The sequence below is a fragment of the Gracilibacillus thailandensis genome, assembly GCF_010994055.1.
Classification (GTDB): Bacteria; Bacillota; Bacilli; order Bacillales; family Amphibacillaceae; genus Gracilibacillus; species Gracilibacillus lacisalsi.
In genome coordinates this window covers 89,352-105,444 of the sequence record NZ_WJID01000001.1, presented here as the reverse complement: position 1 = coordinate 105,444, position 16,093 = coordinate 89,352, and the positions used below count along the sequence as shown (strand labels likewise).

The following is a 16,093-nucleotide window of genomic DNA, read 5'->3' as shown; positions in this document are numbered from 1 at the left end:
AGAGAAAGATAAGTACTAGGTTACTTATCGAGGTATTGTTGTATAACAATAGTAAAGGGTGGTTTACTTGCTTAATTGGAAAAAAAGGAAGCTAATTACAATCTTACTTTTATCACTGTTAATTTTTGTTGGTTGTAGCAGTAATAGTGAATCGAGTGAAGGGACTGGTGGCTCAGGGGATGATGATTCATTTACCATTATGGCTAATTTGCATACACCGGAAGTACCTAATGACAAAATATTAGAAAAGTTAAAAGAAGAAACAGGTAAAGATTTTGAGATCCAATGGGTACCAGATAGTAACTATGAAGATCGGTTAAATACTGCATTTGCTACCAACTCATTACCAGAAGCAGTTTTCTTAAAAAATCAATCATCATTTATTCAATTTCGTGATGCAATTGAAGATGAACAGTTCTGGGAAGTTGGACAGTATTTAGATGAATTTGAGAACTTGTCGAAATTAAAGGACACTGTCTTAGATAATACGCGGATAAATGGAAAACTGTATACGTTATACCAAGGTCGCCCTTTATCAAGTCAAGGTTTGATTTATCGCAAGGATTGGGCAGATAAGCTCGGGTTAGAAGCACCTACTACAACGGATGAATTTATGGAGATGGCAAGAGCGTTTACAGAAGATGATCCAGATGGAAATGGAGAAGACGATACTTTTGGTTTAACAGACCGTAGTGATTTGATTTATGGTGCCTTTAAAACAGTTTCTTCCTGGTTTGGTACGCCAAATAACTGGGGAGAAAAAAATGGCCAACTGCAGCCAGAGTTTATGTTTGATCAATATAAACAAACCATGGACTTCTTTAAGGAAATGTATGACAACGGTTATATTAATCAGGATTTTCCGGTAACAAGTAAAACAGACCAGCAAGAGTTCTTTAAAAATGGTACAGCTGGTATGTATGTCGGCTCCATGGGCGATGTAGTTAGTATTAACAATGATGCAGTAGCAATTAATCCAGATGTGGAGTTTGATGTACGAAACAAAATCGAAGGACCTGATGGGGAATTTGGAGTTTGGTCGATTCCTGGTTATGGAAGTTTAGTAATGTTCCCGAAAAGCGCTGTTGAGACAGAAGAAGATTTATTGAATATTTTAGACTTCTTTGATCAAATGATGACACCTGAAATAGCAAATCTATCGTATTGGGGTATTGAAGGAGAACATTATGAAGTAGAAGATGGTCGGGCATTACCGTCTGATGACAAAGCATTAACAGATCGAGAAGTGAAACCATATATGTCTATCGGGATAGGCGAGCCAGAAACAAATGGTCGTTTTGAATCTAAATTTGACTATGACGCCAAAGAAAAGGCAGAAGAATTAACAAAAGAGAATGAGGAATATTTAATTGAAGACCCTACGGTGCCACTATATTCAGAGACATTTGTTGATGATGGTGCTAGACTTCAAGAAATTATTACTGACGCAACCTATAATTATATTATTGGCCAAATTGATGAAGGAGGATTTGCTGCTGCAATAGAAGATTGGAAATCACAAGGTGGAGAGGCGATTATCGAAGAATTTAACGCATCTGAGTAATCGCGAGTTTAGGGGCTCTTAAAGTGAAGCTTTTAAGAGCCTAACTATATCTATCAGGTTATAGGAATAGGAGATGATCATTATGTTATGTTAGTTGCTTATGTGAAACATATATATGGGAAAAGATCTGTTCACCATGATAGATAGTAACTCGTAAGATAATGATTATTTACGTTATATAACCAATAACGTAGTCTTTTGTTAAAGACAATTATTCATAATCGAATTTTAAAAGAAAGGATTCTGCTTATGGAAACGACGACACTAACTGCAAAAGAAGAAGCGAAACAAGTTAAAAAAATGAAACGTTCCGAAACATGGCGAAGAGTCAAACGGAATAAGATGATCTATTTGATGATTCTGCCAGGTTTAATTTACTTCCTTATTTATAAATATTTACCGATGTATGGATTAATTATTTCCTTCCAAGAGTACAAACCATATCTGGGTATTTTTGGCAGTGAATGGGTTGGACTCGAACACTTCAATCGATTATTTGCGAGTTCTGAGTTCTGGATGATTTTTAAGAATACGCTTGTTTTATTTGGATTACAAATATTTATTTATTTTCCGATTCCGATTATTATTTCGCTTATGCTGAATGAAGTAAGACACAGCTTCTTTAAACGAGGCGTTCAAACGCTCATCTATATCCCACACTTTATGTCATGGGTAGTTATCGTATCGATTAGTTATGTAATGTTAACTTTAGATGGTGGTATTGTAAACGCTATCTTAGAAACGTTAGGTTTTCAAAAGGTTAATTTTCTTCTAAATGAGGACTGGTTCCGTCCGATGTATATTTTACAAGTAATCTGGAGGGAAGCTGGCTGGGGAACAATTATTTTCCTAGCAGCGATCACAGCAGTAGATCCGCAATTATATGAGGCTGCCAGAATGGATGGTGCCAACCGTTTCCGTCAAATGTGGCATATCACGTTGCCGGCTATCCGTAATGTAATTATTGTCCTGTTAATTTTGAAAATCGGGGATGTTTTAGAGTTAGGTTTTGAACATGTTTATCTATTACTGAACTCATCAAACCGTAATGTAGCTGAAATTTTCGATACGTATGTATATGTTGCCGGTCTGCAACAAGGACAATTTAGTTACAGTACCGCAGTCGGTTTCTTTAAAGGGGCGGTCGGGCTTGTGATGGTTGTCTTTGCTAACTGGTTAGCGAAAAGATTCAATGAAGAAGGTATTTATTAAGACAGACAACAATAGGTGAGGTGAAAAAAATGGCACAGCAACGAATTTCTGCAGGCAGCAGGGTCTTTGATTTCTTTAATTATTTCTTATTAGCACTTTTGGCAATAATTACCGTACTTCCATTTATTCACGTGGTCGGTAGTTCCTTTGCCACAAGTGCGGAAGTTGCAAGAACGAAATTTTTACTTTTTCCAACTGAGTTTTCATTGCAAGCGTATAAATATATTTTCTCCACCGATACCATTTTCAGAGCTTTAGGAGTATCTGTCATTGTAACGGTAGGAGGAACTTTGTGGAGTATGTTCTTCTCCACTTTAACAGCATACGGTCTGTCACGGAGAGATCTTGTTGGACGTCGGGTAATTAACTTCTTAATCGTATTTACCCTTTTGTTCAATGGTGGGATGATCCCGACATTCTTAGTTGTTCAACAAACTGGTTTATTAGATTCTTTATGGGCACTTATTGTTCCGGTAACGATTAATGCTTTTAACATGATCATTTTACGTAGCTTCTTCCTAAACTTACCGCAAGGTCTAGAAGAATCGGCCAAAATTGACGGCGCCAATGATTTTAGTATTCTGTTTCGTATCGTCATCCCGATTTCATTACCAGCAATTGCGACAATTTCCCTATTCTATGCGGTAACATACTGGAATACTTATATGCATGCAATTCTATATCTAGCAGATGCAGATAAATGGCCGGTACAAGTACTACTAAGACAAATTGTAGTATTAGCTAGTGGTATGAACTATGATGCCGAAGCATACACAGATGTCCCACCGCCAGAAGTAACGGTGAAAATGGCAACGATCGTCGTTGCAACGGTACCAGTTCTATTAGTATACCCATTCTTACAGAAGTATTTTGCTAAGGGTGCGCTGTTAGGTTCTGTAAAGGGGTAATTCTATTTAAGAGGAGTAGTTTTCATGAAGAATTGGCGTGAGACAGAAAGCAATAGGCTGGATGATTTATTTGATGGCGTATTCTCCTGGTTACTAGAACAATTTGATCCACTTACAGGCGGATTTTATTATGCAAGAAGCTCTGTACTCGATGATCGGTTTACACCGGACATCGAGTCTACTTCCCAAGCAATCAATATTTTACGCAGACATCAGCTCTTAGACGATATGCCGCAAACGATGAAAGAAAAAATGATTGCTTTTTTTCAAATGAGGCAGGATCCTGCCTCAGGATATTTTTATGATCATGATCGCAATATGAAAAAAGATGAAGTGATGGTGCACAGAGCTCTCTATTATTCATGGAATAGTCTTAAGCGATTGGGAGCATCACCGTTATATCCGTTGCCTGTAGAAAATCAGGTGGCTCCTGATTACACCAAATCCCTATCTTCCTACCGGGAAAAATGGGACAGCATTGACTTACGTAATAGCTGGAGGGGCTGTGACTTGCTTGTTTCTTCGACTGTATATTTTGCACAAATGGATGAAGTAACACAACGGAAATATGTTGATGCTTTCACTAAGTATCTAGCAGAAAAACAAGATCCGAACACAGGTTTATGGGGCGAGGGATCTTTATATGTTCAAATATCAGGTACGTTTAAATTACATACCTTTTACCGGAGATATCAAATATCGATGCCGAATCAAGACCGTATTTACCAGACTATCTTAAAATGCTTAAGAACAGAAGAAGCGGTAGATATGTGCTATATCCGCAACCCGATTGACCTGTTAAGTTATATCGAGCCGAATTTTTTGGAGACAGAACTGAGAGAAATATCAGAAATAACCATTAACAATATGAAGAGATTAAAACAAGAAGACGGTGCCTTTTCACGAGAATTAACTACTTCACCGAAGGCACCAAATGTTGCTCAGGTTAAGCAAGGAGAATATTATCCGAATATGCCTGCTGCAGTGGAACTAGGACTTGGATTAAAAGAAGGCGATATGAATGCAACGACACAAGCAACACTTATTCGAAAACAGCTACACCATCTTTGGCAAATAAAACCGAAACCTATTCCAACTAATTTCTGGGAAGGTGAGGCAGAAGGCAAAATATGCAAACAGAAAGAAGTGTAAAGCTTGATTCGATCGATGAAACTTAACAAAGAAAAGCGTTTATCATCACATGCTATCAATATTTTAATTAATCATGCGATCTTTCAATTTGGTGGATCACTATCGATTATCTTTGTGAACTTATATTTATGGAGGCTGACCAACAGTCTGTGGGTAAATGGTCTGTATAATTTAGTTGCTATTCTATCACAAGCGGCAACAACCTTCTTTATTGGAAAAATATCAAAGAAAAAAGGCAGAACAACAATATATCGTTACGGGATATTGATGACTGCTATTTTTTATTTACTCATTGTTATCGTGCAAGAAGAGATTGTTCATTACTTTTATTTATTTGCGCTTTTGCGTGGAATAGCACAGGGACTTTATTGGGTAGCTTATTTTACCATAGTCCATGAAGTATCATCAGATCAAAACCGACATCGCTATTTAGGTTGGAATCAGATCGTGATGGGGTCTGCTAACCTTATAGCACCAGCTTTAGCAGGTTTTATCATTGGCTCATTTACAGGGTTGTCGGGATATCTAATTGTATTTTCGATCGCTTTCTTAATGTTTTTAGCTGCGACAGTTGGTAGTTTTCGAATCAAGAAAGAATCCATTCGTCATCGCAATTATTATATGAAATATTTAGGTCAGATTATGGAGCGGAGAAAAGCATTCCGAAATGCCTTAGCAGGATGGTTTATTATTGGTTTTCCACAGGGGATTTTGATGTATATCCCGCCGATTTTAATCTATAGCATTTTTGAAGATGAAAGTGTTGTCGGATATTTAAATGCAGGTTTTCTCGCTGTATCGATACTAGCAAGTTATGTCATTTCCCGATTCGCCAATATTGAACAAACGAAAAAATACCTATGGGTAGCTGCTATTGGCTTCTTTGTATCTGGCTCCTTTTTAACATGGGAAATTGCGATGTGGAGTGTCATCTTGTTTATGGTAACGCAAAATATGTTTAAACCGCTACAAGCGAATGCTTATGCCGCCTATTATTTTCAATGGATTGATAGGATTCCATTAGGATCAGAGTTCCGTGTAGAATCAGTAGTTTTGAGAGAAACCATTATTAATATTGGTAGAGGACTGGGAATTGTGGTGTTTATGCTATTTTCTAATGAAATTGATACGAACACGGTCGCCTATGTCATTATGTTAGCAATGGCAATTCAGTTTATTTTACCAATCATAACCAAATTAAAGGAGGAGTCATGATGGCTGTTAACAAGTGGGAGCAAGCAGAGCCAGGAGTAACAAGAAAAATACATGAACCAGGTGATCAGTTAATGATGATGGAAGTGTCATTTGAGGAGGGAGCAGAAGGTTCAGCACATAGTCATCCACATGAACAATTAACGTATTGTTTAGCAGGTAAACTAGCTTTTCATGTCGATGGAAAAGAAGTCATCGTGGAACAAGGGGAGTCGTTAAGAATACCTTCCGATGCAGTACATGGGGTTAAAGCATTAACGAAAAGTAAACTATTAGATGTATTTACTCCGTTAAGAGAAGATTTACTAGATTAGAGGTGTGAGACAATGAGTTTATTCAATGTCAAAGATTATCAAGTACAAGAAGATACCGATAGTTCGAGAGCAATTCAACAAGCCATTGATGATTGTGAAAACGCTGGTGGTGGTACTGTATATCTTCCATCAGGAACATATCATACAGGTCCAATTGCATTAAAAAGTAACATGACATTGTACCTTGATGCTGGTACAGTTCTAAGTTTCACCGATGATTTTGAACGTTATCCAGTCGTGAAAACCCGTTGGTCCGGCTATGTATGTCAGGGCTTTATGCCACTAATTTTTGCTTCCAATGTAACAAATGTAGCCATTAAAGGTGACGGAATAATCGATGGAAATGGTAGTGCATGGTGGCAGGTAAATAAGCAACTGAGAAACGGAGAACCATATCAATCTCCTCGAACAGCAGAAATTGCCGAAGCAAATAAAGAGTTTACTGAACCAGCTGATACTAATTTAGTAGAGTGGTCCTCTCAATTTTTACGACCACCACTTATTCAATTTTTTGAAGCGGAGCATATCACCATTTCGGGAGTTACTGTGAAGAACTCGCCATTCTGGAATACACACTTGGTATTTTGTCATAATGTTTCGATTCAAAATGTGACATTCCACAATCCGTCTGATACACCGAATGGTGATGGTTTGGATATTGACTCCTGTCAGAACGTCAGAATAACAGATTGTCATTTTGATGTCGGCGATGACTGTGTCGTTTTAAAGTCAGGGATTAATCAAGATGGTCGAAATTATGGTGTGCCTACTAAAAATGTGACAGTAGCTAACTGTACGATGCATCATGGACACGGTGGTGTTGTATTTGGTAGTGAAAATTCTGGTGGAATTGAAAATATTACTGTTTCTAATTGTATATTTGATGGTACCGATCGTGGGATCAGGATTAAAACGAACCGCGAGCGAGGAAGTTATATCCGCAATATTTTGGTGCAAAACATTATGATGGATAACGTCCTTTGCCCAGTAGCAATCAATTCGTTTTATCGTCATGGTGTAAGTAAAAGCAACCCAGAGTTACTTGATGCTGCACCGGTAGCTGTGACAGAAAAAACACCTATAGTAGAACAGATTAACATCAGTCATATTACAGCAAAAAACTGTCGTGCCGCAGCAGGATTTATCTACGGATTACCAGAAATGCCTGTTAGAAAAGTAAGCTTAGAACATGTCACATTAGAGATGACTCAGGACGAAGCTGTTCCAGGTGGTGAGCCTGATATGGTCCGTGAGGTGATTGAAATGGCTGGTGAAGGTATTTATACAAAGTATGTCGAGGATCTGCGTTTCCACCATGTAGAAGTGAAGGCGCGAAAAGGACCAGCACTTCAATTATATAATGCGAAGCGGATTAAGATTGAGGAATTAACCTCCACAAACCAAAGTGACCATGAAGCGGTTCTTGTATATAAAGATACAGAAGAACTGCACATTGTTGGAAATGAAAGTAATCTACAAAAAGCAGGTGAAAAATAGTGAAAACATTTAAAAATCCAATTATTCCAGGGTTTTATCCGGACCCTTCTGTCTGTCGGGTAGGGGACGATTATTACCTTGTCACTTCAAGTTTTGAATATTTTCCCGGTGTTCCGATTTTTCATAGTAAAGACCTTGTCAATTGGAAGCAAATCGGTCATGTACTCGATCGACCGGAACAACTTAACCTAGATCAAACACCCAATTCAAGAGGTATTTATGCACCAACCATTCGTTATCATGATGGAGTCTTTTATATGATTACAACCTTTGTGGTAAGTAAGACTGGGGCAAGGCGTAATTTTTATGTAACCGCTACAGATCCAAGAGGACCATGGTCTGATCCCAATTGGTTAGAAGATGCACCAGGAATTGATCCATCCTTATTATTTGATGATGATGGCAAAGTCTATTACACAGGAAATCGGAAGCCGCCGTCAGGTCAACAGTATAAAAAGCATAATGAAATTTGGCTACAAGAATTAGATTTAGAGAAGAAACAATTAGTTGGTCCGAAGTACAGCTTATGGGATGGTGCGTTAAAGAATGCCCATGCACAAGAAGCTCCACATTTGTATAAAATCGATGGCTGGTATTACTTAATCATAGCAGAAGGTGGAACAGGCCATACTCATGCCGTTACGATTGCTAGAAGTAAAGAAGTAACAGGTCCATACGAAATGACGGAAACTAATCCGATCCTAACCCATCGCCATTTAGGTAACGACCACCCGATCGTAAACGTTGGCCATGCTGATATCGTAGAAACACAAAATGGTGAATGGTGGATGGTTGCACTGGCTTCACGTCCATATGGCGGCTATTACCGTAACCTTGGTCGTGAAACATTCCTTGTGCCATTTATATGGGAAGATGGCTGGCCGATTGTTAATCCTGGAAAAGGCATCATCGAACCAGAAATGGAATTTCCAAATTTGCCAGAGCATAAATGGCCTGCACTGCCACATGCCGATTCGTTTGAATCTGAGCAATTAGATGATAGATGGAATTTTATCCGGACACCACGGGGGGATTTCTGGTCTTTAAGCGAACGTCCTGGCTACTTACGGATCAAGGCAAAACCGGAAACAATCATGGAAGAAGAAAACCCTGCATTTGTCGGTAGAAGACAGCAGCACATTAACTTCTTCGCTCAGACAGTTATGGAGTTTGAAGCGAAAACGGAACATGAAACGGCAGGGATAGTTCTGTTACAAAATCATAATTATCAATTCCGTGTAGAAGTATTGTTAGAAGGAAGTCAAACCTTTGTACGCTTAGTAAGAAGAGAAGCTGGTCAAGATAAAGTCATTGCAAAGGAACAGGTTGATAAGCATACGATGTATTTAAAAGTAGAAGCATATGGTCAAGACTATTCATTCTTCTATACAACCAAGCCGTTTGATTGGCGAATTTTAGCTAAAAATGTGGATGGCAGAATTTTAAGTACGGACGTTGCTGATGGGTTTGTCGGTGCCTATATTGGTATGTATTGCTCCGGAAATGGAAAGCGAACCGATAATTATGTAGATTTTGATTGGTTTGAATATCATGGGTTAGAGGAGTGAGTAATATGCAACTTAAAATAGGAGAAGAGGAAAGTTAATGCCAACACATTTATTTTTAGCGGGAGACTCTACAATGGCTACTTTTGATGAGTCTAGATATCCACAAATGGGTTGGGGACAAATTCTCGATCAATATTTCTCTAAAGACCTCGTTGTTCGTAATCATGCGGCATCGGGTCGTAGCACCAAATCATTTATATCAGAGGGGCGATGGGATACGATCGAAAAGGAATTTCAAGCGGGAGATTATGTTCTTATTCAGTTCGGTCATAATGATCAAAAACCTGATGAAGAACGGGCAACGAAACCTTTTACAAGTTATCAGGATAATTTGCGATTTTTTATTCAGCGTTCACAAGCTTTCGGTGTTACCCCAATTCTTTTAACATCGATAGCTCGTAGGCATTTTGATGATTATGGTGGATTGAAAGAAACGCATGGTGATTATCCGCAAGCTGTAAGAGAACTGGCAGAAAAAGAAGCTGTTGTCTGTGTCGATATGCTCTCTCTGACTAGAGAAGCGTTGCAAGAACTGGGAAAAGAACAAACAAAAAAATGGTTTATGAGACTAGAACCTGGAGAATATTCGACTTATCCTGATGGTCTTAAAGATGATACTCATTTGCATGAAAGAGGTGCCCATCAGCATTGCCTTTTATTTGTGAAAGCATTAATCACTTTGAATCATCCTTTAGCTTCCTATGTGAAATCAGATTTTAGTCTATCTGCTGAGTAATTGGAACTTACTTAGTAAATGTGTGAATAAAGAAATCAGCTGATAACATTATGAGGGGGAATCCAAATGGAAGTACGTTATGCCAATCACCCGGATGAAATTAGAAGATACAATACCGACGAGTTACGTGAAAGGTTTCTAGTAGAGAAATTATTCGAACCAGGAAAAGTTCACTTAACCTATACACATGTGGAGCGAATGATCTTTGGTGGTGTAACACCTGCATCTGAGGAGTTAATGATTAAACTTGATAAGCAATTAGGTGTTAGCTTTTTCCTAGAACGTCGTGAACTAGGCATAATCAATATCGGTAATGACGGCTATGTCGTATTAGACGGTGAACGTTATGACATGAAGCGCCATGATGGATTGTATGTAAGCCGGGGTACGAAGGAAGTATCGTTCGGTTCCAATGATCCAGCCAACCCAGCTAAATTTTATACGTTATCATCACCTGCTCACAATACTTATCCAACAGTAAAAATTGATATGAAAGACATTAATCCATTGGAACTTGGCCAATTAGAGACTTTAAATGAAAGAAAAATCCATCAATATATTCATCCTAATGTATGTGAAAGCTGCCAGCTACAAATGGGATTAACCATGTTGCAACCTGGTAGCGTATGGAATACAATGCCAGCACATACTCATGACCGCCGTAGTGAAGTGTATCTGTATTTTGATATGGAAGAAGATACTCGTGTCTTTCATTTTATGGGTGAGCCAAGTGAAACAAGACATTTAGTATTGAAGAATGAACAAGCTGTGATTTCTCCAAGTTGGTCGATTCACTCTGGAACGGCTACAAGTAACTATACTTTTATTTGGGGGATGTGCGGCGAGAACATTACGTATAGTGATATGGATCATATCAGCATGGATCAATTACGCTAGGAGGAAGCGTCATGGGTGAAGGTTTACAAGATTTTTCACTAGATTATTTTTCATTGAAAGGAAAAACGGCGCTTATTACCGGAGGAAACACTGGTCTTGGCCAGGCATATACCGTTGCGTTGGCTAAGGCTGGTGCCGATGTATTTGTCGTAACACATGGTACCAATTGGGATGAAACAAAAGGATTTCTGAATAATATGGAAGGAAATGCTGAATTCTTCCAAGCTGATCTTTCGGACCGTGGACAATTACAAAAGGTTGTTCCAGCTTGTGTTGATGTTTTCGGTACAGTGGATATACTCGTCAATAATGCTGGTACCATTCGTCGGAATCCACTTCTTGAATTTAAAGATCAGGATTGGGATGACGTTATCGCATTAAATCTTGATGCTGTTTACTTCTTAAGTCAGGCCGCAGCAAAAGTGATGGTCGACAAAGGATCTGGAAAGATTATTAATATTGCATCCATGCTTTCCTTCCAAGGTGGTAAATATATTCCGCCATATACCGCTAGTAAGCATGCTGTGGCTGGGTTAACCAAATCTTTTGCGAATGAGTTAGCAGAACATGGGGTACAAGTAAATGCCATAGCACCAGGGTATTTTGCAACGAAGAATACTGCGCCAATCCGTTCCGATGAAAAGCGTAACGCAGAAATCTTATCGAGAATTCCGTCTGGTTATTGGGCAGATCCGAGTGATTTGATGGGAACAATAGTATATCTAGCAAGCAAAGCATCAGACTACATGAACGGTCACATCTTAGCAGTAGACGGCGGCTGGTTAGCAAGATAAGCCAACAACAGTGACAGTGTTGATTGGAATAAGTATTATAATGTAAAAACGGTGTTTAAGAAATTCTCGCTAGTTCTAGTGTTGGATGATAACTCAGTATCTACAGCCAAAATATCAGCAAGTCTAAGCATATTTAATAGGAAAGAGAAGAGACTAATATATTGATTCGTCTCTTCTCTTTTGTTTTACTTTAAATAAGGCGTCATGTATAATCAGCAAAGAAAGTTTAAAACCGACAACATTACTGGGGGTTATCAACATGAAAAAAATACAACTTTTTACTCTGATCATTGGCTTGCTTGCTGTTCTAGCAGCATGTGGAACTGCTGATCAAGAAGAATCAAATACAGGCGATGAGCAAGAAACGACGAATGAAGAGACTCAGGAAGATACAGACACGAATTTATATGAACAAATTCAAGAAGATGGTGTGATTACAGTTGGTACGGAAGGAACATATGCACCATTTACTTTCCATGATGAAGAAGATAATTTAACAGGTTACGATGTGGAAGTAATGCGTGAAGTGGCTTCTCGTTTAGATTTAGAAGTAGAATTTAATGAAACACAATGGGATTCCATGTTTGCTGGTTTAAATGCAGGACGATTCGACGTGATTGCTAATCAGGTGGGGATTAATGAAGAGCGTTTAGAGAAATATGACTTCTCAGAACCATATACTTATACAGGTGCAGTAGTAGTAGTCCCTGCAGATAATGAAGAAGTTACCTCATTTGAAGATATTGAAGGTAAACAATCTGCACAATCTTTAACAAGTAACTTTAATGATATTGCCGAAGAAAATGGAGCAGAAGTTATTGGGGTTGAAGGACTGGCTCAAGCGATTGAAAATATTAAATTGGGACGTGTCGACTTAACAGTGAATGACAGGCTAGCAGTATTGGAATATATCAATCAAACGGGAGACGAATCAGTCAAAATTGCAGCAGAAGAAGATAATGTTTCCAAGACTGCATTTGCATTCCGCAAAGGAAATGAAGAGCTAGTAGAAGCATTTAACGAAGCTTTAGCAGAAATGAAAGAAGACGGTACATTAGCGGAAATTTCCGAAGAATGGTTTGGTGAAGATGTTTCTAGTCAGTAACCTGCTGTTTACTATTACAAATGGTTCAGGTAATTGGGATTTAATTGTGCGAGCACTTTGGCCAATGGTGGAAGGGGCAATCAAATATACGATTCCCCTTGCACTTGTTTCTTTTTTGATTGGTATCATGATTGCTCTACTTACAGCCGTTATGCGCTTGTCTTCAGTTGCCATTGTACGAGCACCTGCTGTATTTTATGTATCAGCCATTAGAGGTACACCATTATTAGTACAATTATTTATCGTGTTTTACGGGTTACCATCGATTGGATTAACAATTGACCCATTACCAAGTGCAGTCATAGCTTTCTCATTAAACGTCGGGGCATATGCATCAGAAGTGATTCGTGCGTCGATTTCTTCGATTCCAAAAGGACAATGGGAAGCTGGCTATACAGTTGGTATGACATATGGGACCACTTTGCGTCGAATTATCTTGCCGCAAGCAACAAGGGTTTCCATTCCACCTCTATCAAACACGTTTATTAGTTTAGTCAAGGATACATCACTAGCCTCATTGATTTTAGTAACGGAATTATTTCGAAAAGCACAAGAAATTGCAGCAAATACGTTTGATTTTCTGCTTTTATATACAGAAGCTGCGGTCTTATATTGGATTATTTGCTTTTTATTATCGATTGTTCAAGAAATCATTGAGCGTAGGCTGGAACGTTATATAGCGAAGTAGAGGGGGGATAACATGCTTTTATCAATTCAAGGACTTCAAAAAAGCTTTGGTGAATTAGCCGTTCTAAAAGATATTGACTTAGATGTAGGAAAAGGTAAAGTCGTGACGATTATGGGGCCATCAGGTTCCGGTAAGACGACATTATTGCGGTGCTTAAATGGACTGGAAATCCCTAATCAAGGCTACTATCAATTTCACGACGGCTTTACATTAGATTTTAACCAGAAGCTAAGCAAGAAAGAGATGCTTCAATTAAGAAGGAAATCAGGAATGGTATTTCAATCCTATAATCTATTCCCACATAAAACTGCATTGGAAAATGTAATTGAAGGTCCAGTTATTGTACAGAAAAAAGATAAGCAATCGGCAATTAGCCATGCAAAACAATTACTATCAAAAGTAGGATTAGAAGATAAGATAGATTTATATCCACATCAGCTATCAGGTGGTCAACAACAGCGTGTTGGTATTGCACGTGCCCTTGCGATCGAGCCGGAATTAATGTTGTTTGATGAACCAACATCTGCCCTAGATCCGGAGTTGATTGGCGAAGTGCTGGGGGTTATTAAAGATTTAGCAAATGAAGGCTGGACAATGGTCGTCGTAACCCATGAGGTCTCATTCGCTAAGCATGTGTCCGACCATGTCATTTTTATGGACGGTGGCTATATTGTGGAACAAGGTAATCCTAAAGACATACTGGAGCAACCGCAAGAACCAAGAACAAAGCAATTCTTAAAACGAATTTTACCAGAAGTATAAAGCGAGACGATGATCAGTCTCATTTTTTAAATGACGTTCTTCAACATAGATGGTTAGGATATGGCGATTACATTTTCTTAGTGGACATCTAGTGCGCTATTTAAAGGAAATATACCGATTTTTCGCAGATAGCGGACATTGAATCCTTTATTCGCTTACTTTCGGTAAAAAATAGTACTTTTTGTGATGAATAACGGAATAGATGTCCTAAGTGACCTAAATTTGCCGCTTTTGGTCATCATTAGCGGAACAAATGTCCGGTCTCAAAGGGATATCTAGGCTTCAGCTAAAAACAGTAAACTACAATAACCTTTTTTATTGTAGTGGTTCCTGTAAAAGAAAAATTCTGAGGTGAAGGTAATGAGCAAACACCCGCCAGATTACGAACATACGGATCAAAATATGATGAAGATAGAAGTGAATTTGGATGATACGCCGGGTGAATGGCTTGGCTATGTGATGGACAAGTTGTTCGATGCAGGGGCAAACGATGTGTATTACACACCGATTTATATGAAAAAGAATCGTCCAGCCGTTCAATTACAACTTTTATGCAGTGAAGCTTTGCTATCAGCTATGAAGGATATCCTTTTGTCTGAAACGACCACCTTAGGATTTCGCTATTATCCGTTGACCGTTTATCGGATGGAACGGAGCATAAGGACAATCGAAACAGAGTGGGGACCTGTAACGATAAAAGAAGGATTACAGGAAGGTAAAGTTGTCAAAGCTTCTCCTGAATATGAGGATTGTAAAAAGATCGCGGAGCTGCATAACATACCACTTAAAAATGTATATCAATCGGTTTGGAAACTATTAAACTAAATGCAAGTTGCCATAGTATCCTTTTTGATACTATGGCACTTTAAAGTGCGTACTATCGATTATACCTATTATCGAGTATAATTAGCGTAAGTGTGAGGACAACATTAATATGCTCACAAATGAGCATATCAACCTATGAAAATAGCAACAAAGGAGCGTTATAACATGAATGTATTAGTAGTAAAAGCAAATAATCGTCCTTCAACAGAAGCAATTTCCAGTAAAATGTATGAAGCTTTTATGGCTGAATTGGAAGGTAAAGAATTAAATATAACTACCTATGATGTGTACGAAGAAGATACACCGTTCTTTGGACAGGACCTGTTCAATGCATTCGGTAAAGTAGAAAATGATGAGGAATTAACAGATGTGGAATCACGACTGTTAGCTGCAAAGCAAAAAGCAATGGATGCTTTTTCTGCTGCAGATGTAGTAGTATTCACTTTTCCACTATGGAATTTGACTATTCCAGCAAAATTACAAACATTTATTGATTATGTATATGCTGCAGGGTTCTCATTTAAATATGGTGCTGAAGGTAACTTAATTCCCTTAATGACAGACAAAAAGGCTATTTTCCTAAACGCTCGTGGAGGAGTTTACTCCACACCTGAGGCGGCTCCTATGGAAATGGCTGTGAACTATATGCGCAATGTATTCGGAGGAATATTCGGTATGGAAATAATCGATGAAGTAATTATCGAAGGACATAACGCGATGCCAGATAAAAGAGACGAAATCATTGCTAAAGGAATAGAAGAAGTAAAAGCATCTGCACACCGTTTAGCAGATCTTACTATAAAAGTGTAACGATATTATATAAATCAGCCCGCTTCGGAAAGGTTCGAAGCGGGTTTTT

Annotated in this window: 16 protein-coding genes; all 16 read left to right on the top strand. The window is 38.5% G+C overall.

The genetic code is table 11. From position 1 onward, the window contains the following. The first annotated feature begins 67 nt into the window (after window positions 1–67). Complete coding sequence (locus tag GH715_RS00425) at window positions 68–1,564, top strand: extracellular solute-binding protein (RefSeq protein WP_153833799.1); 1,497 nt, start codon at window positions 68–70, stop codon at window positions 1,562–1,564. 249 nt (window positions 1,565–1,813) lie between these two features. Continuing rightward, window positions 1,814–2,776, top strand: a complete 963-nt coding sequence (locus GH715_RS00420) for an ABC transporter permease (protein ID WP_153833800.1) — start codon at window positions 1,814–1,816, stop codon at window positions 2,774–2,776. A gap of 29 nt (window positions 2,777–2,805) precedes the next feature. After that, the gene (locus GH715_RS00415) at window positions 2,806–3,684 is read left to right on the top strand and encodes a carbohydrate ABC transporter permease (protein WP_153833801.1); all 879 of its coding nucleotides are present in this window, start codon (window positions 2,806–2,808) and stop codon (window positions 3,682–3,684) included. Between the two features lie 24 nt (window positions 3,685–3,708). Continuing rightward, on the top strand, window positions 3,709–4,836 hold the full coding sequence (locus GH715_RS00410; protein WP_153833802.1) for a hypothetical protein: 1,128 nt from the start codon (window positions 3,709–3,711) through the stop codon (window positions 4,834–4,836). 15 nt (window positions 4,837–4,851) lie between these two features. Further along, window positions 4,852–6,051 carry an MFS transporter gene (locus tag GH715_RS00405; protein ID WP_240469328.1) on the top strand — a complete coding sequence of 400 codons (1,200 nt, stop codon included), beginning with the start codon at window positions 4,852–4,854 and terminating at the stop codon, window positions 6,049–6,051. Beyond that, on the top strand, window positions 6,048–6,362 hold the full coding sequence (locus GH715_RS00400) for a cupin domain-containing protein (protein ID WP_026287252.1): 315 nt from the start codon (window positions 6,048–6,050) through the stop codon (window positions 6,360–6,362). Before GH715_RS00405 ends, GH715_RS00400 begins: the two co-directional genes overlap by 4 nt. 12 nt (window positions 6,363–6,374) lie before the next feature. Beyond that, a complete protein-coding gene (locus GH715_RS00395) occupies window positions 6,375–7,859 on the top strand; it encodes a glycoside hydrolase family 28 protein (RefSeq protein ID WP_153833804.1) in 1,485 nt (494 codons plus the stop codon). Continuing rightward, entirely contained in the window at window positions 7,859–9,427 is a 1,569-nt protein-coding gene (locus GH715_RS00390) for a glycoside hydrolase family 43 protein (protein ID WP_163578363.1), read from the top strand. The genes GH715_RS00395 and GH715_RS00390 overlap by 1 nt, the downstream gene beginning before the upstream one ends. Window positions 9,428–9,464: 37 nt before the next feature. Next, window positions 9,465–10,163, top strand: coding sequence for a rhamnogalacturonan acetylesterase (locus GH715_RS00385; protein ID WP_153833805.1), 699 nt, complete (start codon window positions 9,465–9,467; stop codon window positions 10,161–10,163). Window positions 10,164–10,229: 66 nt separating this feature from the next. Beyond that, complete coding sequence (gene kduI, locus GH715_RS00380; protein WP_153833806.1) at window positions 10,230–11,060, top strand: 5-dehydro-4-deoxy-D-glucuronate isomerase; 831 nt, start codon at window positions 10,230–10,232, stop codon at window positions 11,058–11,060. A gap of 11 nt (window positions 11,061–11,071) precedes the next feature. Beyond that, window positions 11,072–11,854, top strand: coding sequence for a 2-dehydro-3-deoxy-D-gluconate 5-dehydrogenase KduD (gene kduD, locus GH715_RS00375; protein WP_153833807.1), 783 nt, complete (start codon window positions 11,072–11,074; stop codon window positions 11,852–11,854). 259 nt (window positions 11,855–12,113) lie between these two features. Next, window positions 12,114–12,959 (top strand): amino acid ABC transporter substrate-binding protein, encoded by an 846-nt coding sequence (locus GH715_RS00370; RefSeq protein WP_153833808.1) that lies wholly within the window; start codon window positions 12,114–12,116, stop codon window positions 12,957–12,959. Continuing rightward, the gene (locus tag GH715_RS00365) at window positions 12,943–13,647 is read left to right on the top strand and encodes an amino acid ABC transporter permease (protein ID WP_153833888.1); all 705 of its coding nucleotides are present in this window, start codon (window positions 12,943–12,945) and stop codon (window positions 13,645–13,647) included. The genes GH715_RS00370 and GH715_RS00365 overlap by 17 nt, the downstream gene beginning before the upstream one ends. Before the next feature lie 12 nt (window positions 13,648–13,659). Further along, window positions 13,660–14,409 (top strand): amino acid ABC transporter ATP-binding protein, encoded by a 750-nt coding sequence (locus GH715_RS00360; RefSeq protein ID WP_153833809.1) that lies wholly within the window; start codon window positions 13,660–13,662, stop codon window positions 14,407–14,409. Between the two features lie 360 nt (window positions 14,410–14,769). Then, window positions 14,770–15,234, top strand: a complete 465-nt coding sequence (larC2, locus tag GH715_RS00355; protein ID WP_153833810.1) for a nickel pincer cofactor biosynthesis protein LarC2 — start codon at window positions 14,770–14,772, stop codon at window positions 15,232–15,234. Between the two features lie 165 nt (window positions 15,235–15,399). Then, window positions 15,400–16,044, top strand: coding sequence for an FMN-dependent NADH-azoreductase (locus GH715_RS00350; RefSeq protein WP_153833811.1), 645 nt, complete (start codon window positions 15,400–15,402; stop codon window positions 16,042–16,044). Window positions 16,045–16,093 lie beyond the last annotated feature (49 nt).

Excerpts from the sequence above, each read along its gene's own strand:
- GH715_RS00370 (WP_153833808.1), top strand. The coding sequence starts at position 12,114 with ATGAAAAAAATACAACTTTTTACTCTGATCATTGGCTTGCTTGCTGTT.
- larC2 (WP_153833810.1), top strand. The coding sequence starts at position 14,770 with ATGAGCAAACACCCGCCAGATTACGAACATACGGATCAAAATATGATG.
- GH715_RS00415 (WP_153833801.1), top strand. The coding sequence starts at position 2,806 with ATGGCACAGCAACGAATTTCTGCAGGCAGCAGGGTCTTTGATTTCTTT.
- GH715_RS00395 (WP_153833804.1), top strand. The coding sequence starts at position 6,375 with ATGAGTTTATTCAATGTCAAAGATTATCAAGTACAAGAAGATACCGAT.
- GH715_RS00360 (WP_153833809.1), top strand. The coding sequence starts at position 13,660 with ATGCTTTTATCAATTCAAGGACTTCAAAAAAGCTTTGGTGAATTAGCC.
- GH715_RS00365 (WP_153833888.1), top strand. The coding sequence starts at position 12,943 with ATGTTTCTAGTCAGTAACCTGCTGTTTACTATTACAAATGGTTCAGGT.
- GH715_RS00405 (WP_240469328.1), top strand. The coding sequence starts at position 4,852 with ATGAAACTTAACAAAGAAAAGCGTTTATCATCACATGCTATCAATATT.
- GH715_RS00400 (WP_026287252.1), top strand. The coding sequence starts at position 6,048 with ATGATGGCTGTTAACAAGTGGGAGCAAGCAGAGCCAGGAGTAACAAGA.
- GH715_RS00420 (WP_153833800.1), top strand. The coding sequence starts at position 1,814 with ATGGAAACGACGACACTAACTGCAAAAGAAGAAGCGAAACAAGTTAAA.
- GH715_RS00350 (WP_153833811.1), top strand. The coding sequence starts at position 15,400 with ATGAATGTATTAGTAGTAAAAGCAAATAATCGTCCTTCAACAGAAGCA.
- GH715_RS00385 (WP_153833805.1), top strand. The coding sequence starts at position 9,465 with ATGCCAACACATTTATTTTTAGCGGGAGACTCTACAATGGCTACTTTT.
- kduD (WP_153833807.1), top strand. The coding sequence starts at position 11,072 with ATGGGTGAAGGTTTACAAGATTTTTCACTAGATTATTTTTCATTGAAA.
- kduI (WP_153833806.1), top strand. The coding sequence starts at position 10,230 with ATGGAAGTACGTTATGCCAATCACCCGGATGAAATTAGAAGATACAAT.
- GH715_RS00410 (WP_153833802.1), top strand. The coding sequence starts at position 3,709 with ATGAAGAATTGGCGTGAGACAGAAAGCAATAGGCTGGATGATTTATTT.